General features: G+C 38.9%; 9 protein-coding genes. All 9 read right to left on the reverse strand.

Going from position 1 to position 13247, the window contains the following annotated elements; translation table 11 throughout:
* Window positions 1-6: 6 nt before the first annotated feature.
* The gene (locus IPM92_15130; protein ID MBK9109661.1) at window positions 7-723 is read right to left on the reverse strand and encodes a hypothetical protein; all 717 of its coding nucleotides are present in this window, start codon (window positions 721-723) and stop codon (window positions 7-9) included.
* Between the two features lie 58 nt (window positions 724-781).
* Window positions 782-2428, reverse strand: a complete 1647-nt coding sequence (locus tag IPM92_15135; protein MBK9109662.1) for a hypothetical protein — start codon at window positions 2426-2428, stop codon at window positions 782-784.
* The gene (locus tag IPM92_15140) at window positions 2425-7890 is read right to left on the reverse strand and encodes a hypothetical protein (GenBank protein MBK9109663.1); all 5466 of its coding nucleotides are present in this window, start codon (window positions 7888-7890) and stop codon (window positions 2425-2427) included. Before IPM92_15140 ends, IPM92_15135 begins: the two co-directional genes overlap by 4 nt.
* The gene (locus IPM92_15145; protein MBK9109664.1) at window positions 7869-9722 is read right to left on the reverse strand and encodes a cytochrome c family protein; all 1854 of its coding nucleotides are present in this window, start codon (window positions 9720-9722) and stop codon (window positions 7869-7871) included. The genes IPM92_15140 and IPM92_15145 overlap by 22 nt, the downstream gene beginning before the upstream one ends.
* Window positions 9723-9790: 68 nt before the next feature.
* The gene (locus tag IPM92_15150) at window positions 9791-11140 is read right to left on the reverse strand and encodes an NAD(P)-binding domain-containing protein (GenBank protein MBK9109665.1); all 1350 of its coding nucleotides are present in this window, start codon (window positions 11138-11140) and stop codon (window positions 9791-9793) included.
* The gene (locus IPM92_15155) at window positions 11128-11997 is read right to left on the reverse strand and encodes a hypothetical protein (protein ID MBK9109666.1); all 870 of its coding nucleotides are present in this window, start codon (window positions 11995-11997) and stop codon (window positions 11128-11130) included. The genes IPM92_15150 and IPM92_15155 overlap by 13 nt, the downstream gene beginning before the upstream one ends.
* A gap of 308 nt (window positions 11998-12305) precedes the next feature.
* Entirely contained in the window at window positions 12306-12566 is a 261-nt protein-coding gene (locus IPM92_15160) for a DUF2442 domain-containing protein (GenBank protein MBK9109667.1), read from the reverse strand.
* Between the two features lie 5 nt (window positions 12567-12571).
* Complete coding sequence (locus IPM92_15165) at window positions 12572-12829, reverse strand: DUF4160 domain-containing protein (GenBank protein MBK9109668.1); 258 nt, start codon at window positions 12827-12829, stop codon at window positions 12572-12574.
* Between the two features lie 204 nt (window positions 12830-13033).
* The gene (locus IPM92_15170) at window positions 13034-13195 is read right to left on the reverse strand and encodes a hypothetical protein (protein MBK9109669.1); all 162 of its coding nucleotides are present in this window, start codon (window positions 13193-13195) and stop codon (window positions 13034-13036) included.
* Between the last annotated feature and the right edge of the window lie 52 nt (window positions 13196-13247).

Here is a 13247-nt window from a genome sequence, read left to right on the forward strand (position 1 = left end):
GGGTGCTTATTTTAATTTGGCTTCTTCCATAATCACATCATATTTATATCCCGCACCAAAGTCTTTGTTTAATGCGATGACGCCTTCGAAAACACCAGATCTGCCTGCTTCGATGGCATCCTGACTTGTAATCGTTAATGTAGATTTCGATCCGGATTCATCTTCGAGGTGAATCCAGTTTTTTCCCATAATCTGAAAATTGATTTTTGTACATCGGCCACTAACTATAATTTTTTTACCCTTGTACTTTTCAGGATTTGAAAATATTTCAGCAATTTTAACGGCTCCCGCTACCGCCTGGATTTTTTCTTTTGGTCCATCCGTTTTTCCTTTTTGCAATTCATCAAATAAATTGGGATTTTGAGCTCCCGCCAATTTAATATTCGATACCAATAATAGTTCATCAAAGGTGCGATTCAATTCCGAACTTTGAAAAGCTTTCATTTTTAATCCACCGGTATAGACTACTTCAGCCCCCTTTGACACATCAGCTTTAGAAATGGCGATCCATTGCGATAATTCGCCTTCCTTCACGTATAAATAAGTATACTTACTTGTTTGTAAGACTTCTTCGACTAAAACCTTATGCGAAGTTTCCGTTTGAGGCATGGCTGATGGTGTTGGTGTCCCACTTGTTTGTCCAACAGGTTCAACCACTGTAGGCTTCGAATTACATGCTGTCATTAGCAATATTATAAATAATCCATATAAGGAATTGCGCATATTCAATATTTAAAATTTTGTACAAAGTTAATAAACCGAACAAAGAAATATATAAAAATCAAAATCGATACATGGCTCTGGCATTCATCCTCAGATAATTGCCAATTTTGTCATATGTTTCTTCTGCATAAACACCAATGGAATGTTTTTTTCCCAATCGCAAGTTTACACTAACTCCGCCTATATGTTGTGTAGCGTTGTAATCGTATAATGAATAGTCATAATTAACCCAACGATAATACAATTCGCTGAAAAATTTTCCCCTCCAAAAATCTTTATTGAGATGAATCCCATAAACTTTTGAAACGAGGTAATTTGTGTTTAAATAATTTCCAGAAATACTCAGCGCACAATTTAAAAATGGTATTCGACTATGTGAACCATACACATTAAAATTCAATGCTTCGTTCTCTCCACTCTGTTGATAGCGATAATTTGTGCCCATACTTAAATTTATAAATCTGGCCGGTTGAATCTGAACTTGTAAGCGAAGGCCTTGACGCGTTTCATCTTCCAACAGTCGATCTATATCATTTTTGTAAGTTTCGTAATAGATGATGTTGCTTCTGGCGTCGTATGATAGGGACATGTTAAAACGCCTTGAAAAACGGTAACGCCCCATCAGATATATATTTGTGAGTTTGAAAACAGTGGTAGCTTCATTGGGAATATTCTGATACAAATCGTATTCTGCGGAACAGAATAAACTTAAATTCCTGAATAGGGTACTTGAATGTTGAAAGTACATAAAACGGCGATCAATATTTCCGTTTCTGCGTTGCTCCATCAGTGAAAGGGTCTGCTGACTATTTATTTTTTGATCTACATTCCAGTTGTAGTGTATAAAAACACCTGCTTCCGGATAAATAAAATTAAATCCATAGTCTCTTAAATCCGGTCTTGAACCAAATATCGCACCTGCTTCAAAATTGTTGAACTTCCATTCTGCCTGAATGCCATCAATTGCACCCAAACTTGAAACTTTGTAATTGATGCGTCTTCCAATGCTGATTTTGAATTTATCTTTGATCTCATAACTTCCCGCAAGGCTGTAAATTTTCAATGCATCATTCAGATTATCCGAAACTCTGCTCCATTCTCCCAACCGATGCCTAAAGGAAACATAAGTCTCAACAGAAAAATGGCCGTTGACCAGCTCATTGCCTTGTGCAGAAAGAGTATATTGAAAGCGATGTGCATCAGATGATGGATTCGAACCAAATCCCGAGTAAGACGCGGCAGAAACCCGGCCTTTCCATTTATCAGGCGAACGAAATGAACTTGATTTTTCTCCTACAGTAGGTTTTAAAATTGCATCGGGGCTTAAATCGGGTATCCTGTTTTCATCTTCTTTTTCGCTTACCAGAGCATCGGTCATTTCGGTTTTTCTCATAAGAACCGGCCCAAGATTTTTAAAATCCAAAGAATCCAAAGGCTGGCAAACACAGGATGTTGAAGATTTATTTAAAACTTTTAAAACTGGTTTCCATTCATTTCTAAATAAAATAAATAGGGTATCGCCAGGCTGGATGGCTTTTGTTGATTTAAATTTTACGTAAATATTTCTGACTGATGTATAACTTACATAACCTGCATTTGAAGTATCCATCACTTGAGCATTGAGGACTAGATGAACGGAAACAAAACCAAGGATAAACAGAAATTTTAATCCAATAATTTTATAATTTAAAACGGCATTCATCATTTTTTACCCATTGGGTGACAATTATAACAAGCGTTGCTATTGTAGGAATATCCCGTAACTCCATTATGGTCATCATCGACTTCATTTTGGTCATCATGCTCATGACAATCTATGCAACTGAAAATATTGTAATTATTGGGATTGGTATGGCAATCTGAACAAGTGTTCCATTCATCTCTATGTTTGCCGCTGTAAATTGGAAAATACATGGCATCGTGGTTAAAAGTTGAAGGGACCCATGCATTTTGAGAATGACATAGCGTGCAATTGGTTGGGAATTGGGCCGTTTGATGGTCGGGATTATTTGTATTGTTATAATCATCAAGATGACAACCTACACAAGTATTCGGAGTGTTGTTGTAATCTCCGTTATGGCACAAATTACATTCATTTTTGATGGCAAAGTGCGCACCAATCAAAGGCCAAAATGCATCGTGATTGGGCATAAGTGCCGGTTCCCATCCCGGATTCGTAGTGTGGCAAGTCTGGCATTCCTGGGAAAATCCAAGACTTACGTGATTTGGATTTGTCGTTTGATTAAAATCTGTAAGATGGCAACCTTTACAGGTATTGGGAGTGTTTCCATAATTTCCATTATGACATAAAATGCAATCATCCTGAATAATTGCATGTCCACCGGTCAGCACATAATAATTATTATGATTGAAGTTAGAAGGAATCCAAGCAGTTTCCGTATGACAGCTCGCACAATCAGTAGGATACTGTTGGACCTGATGATCGGGATCAGATGTTTGGTTATAGTCATCTAAATGACATCCCACACAGGTATTGGGCGTATTGTTATAATTTCCGTTATGGCAAAGTGCGCAATCCATTGCAATCAATTGATGTGCTCCATTTAATGGATAATAAGAGTTATGATCCGGGAAAAGTGCCGGTGCCCAACCAGGTGTTGTCGTGTGGCATACTGCGCAATCTTTAGACAAGTTTAAATTTTTATGACTTGGATTTGTCGCTCCATTATAATCTTTCAAATGACATCCTTCACAGGTATTGGGTGTATTGTTATAATCGCCATGATGGCAAGCTGCACAATCATTGGCAATGCCTTGGTGCGCACCAGTTAATGGGTAATAACTGTCATGCAATGGAAACAATGCAGGTTCCCATCCCGGCTTGGTTGTGTGACACATCTCACAATCAAGTGGAAGTGCCAGGGTATTGTGATTGGGATTCTTGGATTGCTGGTAATCCGTTAAATGGCATCCTTCACAAGTATTGGGTGTATTGTTATAATTTCCTTTGTGACAAGCAGCACAATCACTGGCAATTTCGAGATGCCTGCCGGTAAGTGGGTAATAACTATCGTGTTCAGGAAACGCAGCCGGTTCCCAGCCGGGTTTAGTCGTATGACAAACTGCGCAATCATGTGACAAACCCAAGGTATTGTGATTTGGATTTTTACTTTCGTTGTAATCGTTTAAGTGACATCCATCGCAAGTATTAGGTGTGTTATTGTAATTGCCTTTGTGGCAAGCAGCGCAATCGTTTGCAATTTCCAAATGTTTACCGGTCAAAGGGTAGTAAGCATCGTGATCTGGAATTAAGGCAGGTTTCCATCCTGGAATTGTCGTGTGACATTTTGCGCAATCCATTGAAAATCCAAGGTTGGTATGATTTGGGTTGGTCGTCCCGTTGAAGTCGTTGAGGTGACAATTTTCACATTCCATTGGAGTTCCTTTGAATCCATTAGTATGGCAGGCTTTGCATTCAACAGTTGTGTGAGCTCCTGTCAACGGAAATTGGGTGGTGTTGTGATCAAACATATCATCTTTGCTTCCCATCGGGTGACAAGCAAAACAGGCCTGGCTGTTGTAGAAATATCCGAAAACCCCCACATGTTTTTCATCTGTTTCGGGATTGATATGACAAGTGGTGCAAACAAATTCTTTATAGTTGGAAGGATTCAGGTGACACTCTTTACATTCCATCCATTCATTCTTATGTTTACCGCTATAAATCGGAAAATGCAATCCATCGTGGTCAAAAGTGGAAGGAACCCATGCATTTTCTGTATGGCAACTTGCACAATCCGTAGAAAACTGCAGTGCTTTGTGATCCGGATCTTTTGCATTGTTATAATCGTCTGTATGGCAGCCCGAACAAGTGTTAGGTGTCATATTGTAATTGCCTTTATGACAAGCAGCACAATCTGATAAAAGCTGTTTGTGTGCACCATTTAAAACATAATACTGGTCGTGCTGATCAAATTTGGCTGGTTTCCATCCTATTGCTGTAGTATGACATGAAGCACAATCCAAAGACAATCCAAGATCTGTATGCTTTGGATTCAATGTTGCATTGTAATCGGTTAAATGACAATCAGAACAATTGGTGGGTGTTCCTTTGAATCCTGATTGATGACAAGAAATACATAGCGTTTGTGTATGTGCGCCCGTGAGCGGAAACATCGTTGTATTATGGTCAAAACGGTCTTCACCACTACCCATTGGATGGCAGGCCAGACAAGCCTGGTCCTGGTAAAAATAAGCCGGTACAGTTTGATGCTCGTCATCTGTTGCCTGTTTTAAATGGCAAACCACACAGCTGAATACTTTGATGTCGGTAGGATTTATATGGCAATCCCTGCATTCCATCCATTCGCCTTTATGTTTTCCATTATATATTGGGAAATATCGACCATCGTGATCAAAGGTCGATGGAACCCACTGATTTTCTGTATGACAGGACGCACAATCTGTTGAAAACTTCAGCACAAGATGCGCCGGATCGACCGTATTGTTATAGTCATCAATATGACATCCCGAACAAGTGTTAGGCGTATTGATATAATTTCCTTTATGGCAGGAGGCACAGTCTAAAAGTTTATGGGCACCATTGAACTGATAAATTTGATCATGTTGATCAAATCGCGCGGGTTGCCAGTCAGGAGCAGTAGTATGGCAACTGATACAATCATTACTCAAGCCTAAAGAGCGGTGATTGGGATTCACACTATTATCAAAGTCTTGTTGATGGCAACTTGAACATTGTGTAGGTGTGCCTTTAAAACCCTGGGTATGGCATGATTTGCAATCGGTTGTAACATGCGCACCCGTTAAAGGAAATCCCGTTGCATTGTGATCAAATCGGTCGCCCTTGCTACCGGTAGGATGGCAGGCAAAACAAGCCTGATCCTGATACCAATAGCCTTGCACGGTCTGATGCTGCTGATCCGTTTCATTGCTCAGGTGACAGCCGGTGCATTTAAATTCCTGATAATTTGCCGGATTGGTATGGCAATCCTGACAGCTCACCCATTCGCCCTGATGTTTTCCTGAATAAATGGGGAAATGCATTCCATCATGTTCAAAATTTGCAGGTATCCAGGCTTGTTCTGTATGACACATCGTACATTCCATAGGTATCTTCTGCAGAGCATGCGGAGGTGATGAAGATTGATTGTAATCTTCAAGGTGACAAGATTTGCATTCACTTGAGGTATTGATATAATCTCCTTTATGGCAGGCATCGCAATCCATAGCTATAGCAGTATGCGCTCCTTTTAATTCATAGTACTGATTATGTATATCAAATCTCGCTGGTTTACAGTCTGGATTGGTCGTATGACATTGTGCACAATCTTTACTTAGTCCCAGCTGCTGGTGATTTGGATTAAGACTTTGGTCAAAATGTATGGTATGACAATCCGCACACAACATTGGAGTGCCTTTAAACCCAACTGTGTGACATTTTTTACAGTCGACCTGTTGGTGCGCACCCGTTAAGGGAAAAGCTGTAGCATTATGATCGAATCTGTCGTCTTTACTTCCTGATGGATGGCAAGCAAAACAAGCCTGATCCTGATACCAATAGCCCAAAACCGTTTGATGCTGTTGATCTGTTTCATTGCTCAGGTGACAACCGGTACATTTAAATTCCTTATAGTTTGCCGGATTGGTGTGGCAATCACTGCAGGTAATCCATTCGCCCTGATGTTTTCCTGAATAAATGGGGAAATGCATTCCATCATGATCAAAGGTGGAAGGAACCCATGCGGACTCCGAATGGCAGGTCATACAATCTGTAGATAGCCTTTGCAACAGGTGAGGTGGATCTGTAGTTTTATTGTAATCTTCGATGTGACAAGCCGAACAAGTGTTAGGTGTTTGATTGTAATCTCCTTTATGACAGGCTGCACAATCATTCGAAATGAGCTGGTGCGCGCCTTTCAATACATAATATTGGTCGTGGATTGGAAAAGTAGCAGGTTTCCAGTCAGGTTCGGTCGTATGACATAACTTACAATCGTTAGGTATGTTCAATTTCACGTGATCCGGATTAAGACTCGATGTGAAATCAATCATATGACAATCTACACAAACCGTTGAAGTGCCTTTAAATCCTTTAGAATGGCATGCTATGCAATTGGCATCTTTATGCGCTCCGGTTAATGGAAAACTTGTGCTGTTGTGGTCAAAAACCGTCAATTTATCACCATTGGGATGGCAGGCAAAACAAGCTTGATCCGTATAAAAATAGCCATTTACTTTTTCGTGCTCCTCATCTGTATCGGGATTGGTGTGACAAATGGTACACGAAAATTCCTTGTAGTTGGCATTATTGAGATGGCAACTTGCACAATCTTTCCATTCGCCTTTATGCTCACCCGAATAGATTGGAAAATGATTCTGATCGTGTTGAGTGTAGTTTACAGGCTTCCAGTCAGCTACGAGTGTATGACAATCCAAACAATTGTTGCCAAACCCTGCAGAATTGTGTTTGGGGTTGGTGCTGTTATCGTAGTCATCTTTATGGCAACTGAAGCAATCCGGTGAAGTACTCGAATAATCCGGATCCGTATGACAAGCCTTACATTCATTGACATCATGCACACCTGTCAGCGGAAAAAAATCATGCTGAATAAATTGGGCATTCCATTTGTTGGATGCAGGATCATGACATGCAGCACAATCATTTCCATATCCTGCTTTTTTGTGATCCGGATTGGAAGTTTGATTATAATCTTCCCGGTGGCAATTGATACAGTCATTGCCAATGCGGTCAAATCTCAATTCCGTTTCTGAGGTATGACAGGCACGGCAATCTGTCGTGAGATGTTGGCCTAATAAAGGAAAACCATTTGAGTTATGGATGGGTTGAATATCGTTGATGATCCAGGTTTCTGTATTATGACAGCGTTGACACTTATCGCCTACCGTATTTTGATGCGGATCCTGGTGACAAGTCCGGCATTCGGATTTCAGCTCTTCAAAAACCAGATTTAAATGGCATTGTTTGCAATCGACGGTCGTATGTCGCCCATCTAATATAAATTGAGTTGAATCGTGATTAAAAGCCATAGAGTCGCGAACAATTGCCCATCCGGAAGCCGTATGACATAAAGCGCAATCTAATTTTAATTTAGGGCCATGAGGAGATTGTCCGAAAACGAATCCAGTTATTAATAAAAAACCGATCAGCGATGACAGTCTATGCACTCAAGTTTGTTCAATCGGTAATGTATGAATGTCTTACCTGCTTTTACAATAGCTGTATGACAAGCCTTGCACTCTAATTCTGCATGCTTGCCTTCTAGCTTAAATCTGGCAGTATTGTGTTCGAATTTAGAGGGCTTCCATTTCTCATAGTTATGGCAACTCTGACAATCGGTTATGCCGTTTAGGTCAAACTGTCGGTTATGAATATCTTCATGACAGCCCACGCAAATTCGCTCCAAAGTTATTAGATTTTTATAAGAATCGCCTGTTTCCCCCAATTTTAATTTATGGCAGTCCATGCATTTAAGGTTTTTATGAGCACCTTCCAGAGAAAAACCCGTCAAATTGTGATCAAAATGGACCATTTGCCAGCTTTCCTCACTGTGGCAGGCTTTGCAATTTTTACCTGAATAATACTTTTCAGGAATATAGGGCTCGTGTACATCCTTATGACAATCCCTGCATTGCTCTCCGATATTTCTAAATTTCCAGGTTTTATCCTTTAAATGACAGGATGAACAAGGAATCGCCTGATGTGAACCTTCCAATGGAAATTTGGTGTTGCGGTGTTGTTCAATGGAATAGTTGCTACCTGAAAATCCCTGTACAGTATGGCAATGAGCACAATCCCTATAAAATTCCGGTTTTGTAAAGATACCATCGTGGTAATCTTTATGACAATCACCACATTTTTGATGTGGTAGCGGCGTTGTGTAACTCGAAATATGGCATTTTTTGCAATCAACCTGCAAGTGTTTACCTTCCAATTTGAAATTGGTGAGCGCATGATTGAATTGGTCCATTTTTAACTGCGCTTTGAAACCACTTTCGTTGTGACATTGTGCGCAATTTTCTCCAAACTTTCCTTCATGTACGTCCTTATGACAATTCACACAAGCAGAAGTCAATACATTCTGATGGTCCTGGAATAATTGCAAAGGAGATTTCTTCAAATCATGGCATTTACTGCATAACGTTTGCTGGTGTTTCCCCTTTAAAGGAAAAGTTGTTTTGTTGTGATTGAAATTTCTGCCGCCGGAAAATTTTGAGAATGATTCCTCTGTATGGCAGTCGTTGCAAGTGTTGATAGATTTCTTATGCGGATTCGAGTGGCAACTATTACAAGTTTGATATGATTTGAGTTCAAACACCAGCTTCTTAGCGTTAGCTATTTGCATATCCTTGTGACAAGCCTTACACTCTACTGTTTTATGCTTGCCATTTAGTGGGAACTTGGTCTTTTGGTGATCAAAAGTTACAGCAGGTTTGAATGACTCCGTATGGTGGCATTTTGCACAATCCTTATCCATTGTTTCACGATGAACGTCCTCATGGCAACTGATGCATTTTGAATCGAGGCCGAGAAATGTTTTTGACTTTTTCTTTAACTGCGCATCCGCTACAAAAGCTGATTTATGGCAGGATTTGCAATCAATGTTCTGATGCTTGCCTGTGAGCGTAAACCCTGTCGACTTATGATCAAATTGTTTTTCATTGAATCTTATGATTTGAAAATTGCGTCCATGATGATCGCTGTGACATTGAATACAGGTTTTTGACTTAACCTCCTGACTGAAATGATAGCCTTTTCTTTGATTAATTCTCGATTGTATCTCTTTGTGACAATCCAGACATTTTGCATCTGAGACTTTTTCGCCAATGGTATGACATTTAGTACAATTGAAATTTCCTTCCAACTCAGCATGTCCTTTGAATAATTCACCCGGCGACAATTGGGCACAAACAAGGTTTGGCAAAACCCAGAGTAACACAGCTAGCAAGCCTGCTAAGCTGAATTTATTAAGATTAGAAGAAGCATTTCTCAATTTCAAATTCACATTTTCACATCAAATATGTAACAAACTTATAAACATCTGTAATATTAATTTACAAATAAGGCTCAACTATGTTTCTTCATGGTATAGCCAAATCTCTTACTGATTTGAATACCCGCCTTTTCCAAAAATTGGGTAGGCAATTCGCCACCTGCAAAAATATAAACGAGATCATTGGGTAAGTTCACGACCTCTTCCGAAGCGTTGTGTTTTATGTGCACTTCGTTTTCTGAAATGAGACTCAGCTGCGTATTTAATAAAACATCAATCGATTTATTTGCCATAGCGGCTTTCATTTTTTCTGCATTCTTTGGTTTGATTCTGCTAAATTGTTCGGACCTGTATGAAAGTGTTACTAAATTTTGTTCAGCCAACAATAGTGCTGATTCAATAGCGGAGTCTCCGCCACCAACAACCAATACTTTTTTGCCTGAGATATTTTCAGGTTCCAGCAGTCTATAAGCTACTTTTTCAAGATCTTCCCCTGTAACATTTAGTTTTCTTGGTGTTCCTCTTCGGCCAATAGCAATCAATACTTTGGAGGTGTAGAATACTTCACCTTTAGCAGTTAAAACTTTGAACTCTTTCCCTTCGTTTGAAATAGACTCAACTTTGGTATATTCTTTAATTTTAATTTCGTTTTTCGATAGGGTGGTCAACCATAAATCCAATAACTGTTTTTTATTGGTGTCTTTTAGCATGACTTTTCCATGCAAGGGGAGTTCCATTGGGTTTGTCATGACCACTTTTGCCCGGGGGAAGGTAAAAACCGTACCTCCCAGGCTATCCTGTTCAAGCGTTACAAAATTTAGTTTGTGTTTCTTAGCGGTCAGAGAGGCTGCAATTCCTGCCGGTCCCGCACCAATAATCACCACATCTAATTCTGCTTTTTCCTTTACAAAACCTTCTTTGACCATATTTTCGATGGCACTCGTGCCCTGTTCAACGCTGTTTTTAATCAAACCCATGCCACCTAATTCTCCGGCGATGTAGATACCGGGAACATTGGTTTCATAGGATTGGTGCACATGAGGTAAATCAACCCCTCTCTTTTCTGTTCCGATCACCAGCGTGATAGCTTCTACGGGGCAGGCGTGAAAGCAGGCCCCATGTCCTACGCAATTGGAAGCATTGACTAAAGTTGCTCTTCCATTGACGATACCGAGAATATCCTTTTCCGGGCAGGCTTCAATACATGCTCCGCTTTTGATGCATGTGGTCGTATCAATGACCGGATGTAAAGAAACCGGTTCGAAGACACCTTCTTCTTTTGCTTTGGCTATTTTGGCCTTGTACTTTGCTGTTGTCTTTTTTTGTTTGAGCAAATAAATGGAAACGACCAGAATACAAAGTCCGAAAACACTTCCGTAAATGATGAGCTTTTCAATAAAAAGATCTGTGATCAAAATATCCATCGGTATCCAAACATTAAAGTGATCACAACATGGACGACCATGATGATGAGCATGATAAATGCAAAAGGCAAATGCGCTACGTGCCAGTAGCGGAACAATCGTTGCATTGTATGTAAACGGTCAATCTTATTATTTAGTGAAATTTCTTTTTTAAACAAATTGATGATTTTATAGTGTTCACTTCTTTGAACACTTAAGTTGCGCAATACGTTTCCAATTTCTTTTAATTTATTCCTATCATCTTTAAATTTCAAGAACCATCTCTCCCAAAGTGAGCTTTCAGAATAATTTCCCTTTCCTCTCAAAGAACCTGTCAATAATTGGATATGGTTCTCATGGATATGAAATTGTTCATTTAATATTTCAGACATATTTAATTTAAGCGCATTAGCTTCTGCAAGACTCAGTTCTCTACCCTCGATGGTCCTGGGGATTTGGATGTATATGAATCTGCCTATTACACCACTAGCCACCACTGCAACCATACTCCAAAAACTAATAGATACCAATCCGCCGAATTTAAAGGCTGTATGAAACAAAACCAGCATAGGACCCAGCGAACACAAAAAGATATGAAATTCCAACCAATATTTAAGCCTGCCCAAGCCGGCCAAGGCTTTCACCTTTTTACGGGCGATGTATGAAAATACTCCAATCAAAATCAACAAAGTACCAATAATCCCATATCCATGCCCGAAGGGTCCACTGGGTTTGAGCATCGCATGATCATCGTGATAAAACCGCTCGACGACCGGCGTTTGGTAATAAGAATAGCCCTTATAGATCAGCCAAAAAAGTACTAAAACATTGATACCGACCAAAGTAGAAATAAAAATTTTATGGGTGGTTTTATTCATATCTTATAGGATAACGGAATTATGTTTGTGATAATATTTGGTACAAAAATAAATGGATTTTTAATGATAAACTATTACATGATAAAAGGCCAGATTGCCTTTGCTAAAATGCTTATTTAACGCAAACGACTGTATTTGAATTGGAAGGCTAGTTGCAGCAAATATAGTCAAAGAACAAATTGAAAGCAATTCACAACTATATAATAATCTGCCTCAGTCTTTGCCAAGTTGTAGCAAATATAGTCAAAGAACAAATTGAAAGCAATTCACAAGATCCGATGTAGAGCCTATGCCATTTTATTCCGCGTTCATTTATTTACAAGTTCAACTTTATTTTGTACTGCGAGTGAGTGCAAAAACTCAGGTGAAAAGTCTGCCCCGTTAGGCCATTCGACTGTCCAGCTATTTAATTTGAATTTTCTAAAATATTCGATTTCTTTAAGCGGTTCAAAAATTGGCCCATGAAATGAAGCTCTTAAGTCAACAATGCCAATTGTATTATCATTAAAGAATAATTTAAGCTTATAATCTTCCACATACTCCACTTTTATCAACCAAATTAATTCCATAATATTTATTTCAATGGTTCAATTTTATCCGGACTAATTCCATTCTGACATTTTTCCCAATTCAAAATTAACTCTTCTTTATGTATTTCCATCCACTCGAATAAAATTTTTAGGGCACGTTTTGGCATAAAACCTATAATTACTTCGTCATTAATATCAACAATAGCCTTGTAATTTCCATAAGTTACATGAAAATGAGGGGGATTATGCTCGTTAAAGAACATCATAATTACAAGTCCATAAAACCTTGAAATTTCTGGCATATTTTTCAAAGTTAGCACAAATTATCAATTTTTAGAATGCGGTATAAATTCCTTTACAATCGAAATACTATTATAAAATATAGTCAAAGAACAAATTGAAAGCGATTCACAACGAACGGCTGGAAGGTAGGCGTTAAATGCCAAAAGTGAAAACTTCCTTTATTTGACGGCATGATCGCAAGGAAAATGTTATGGACAGGCACATTACTTGCTAAGTGGAGATGCTAACTTAGTATCTAATTTTTCTTGAATATATTTCTTCAATTCCTTAAAAGACATATTGGCAGTTTCTTTGCTTATTTTGTCTCTAATTTCCCGCATCATCTTTACAGAATCGAATGTTTTTTCAATTTTATTAGTTTCCATAATTCATTAAATCGTTTGGACTTCTTATTTCTAATAACGCATAACCATTTTT

It is taken from the genome of Saprospiraceae bacterium, assembly GCA_016719615.1.
Lineage (GTDB): Bacteria > Bacteroidota > Bacteroidia > Chitinophagales > Saprospiraceae > Vicinibacter.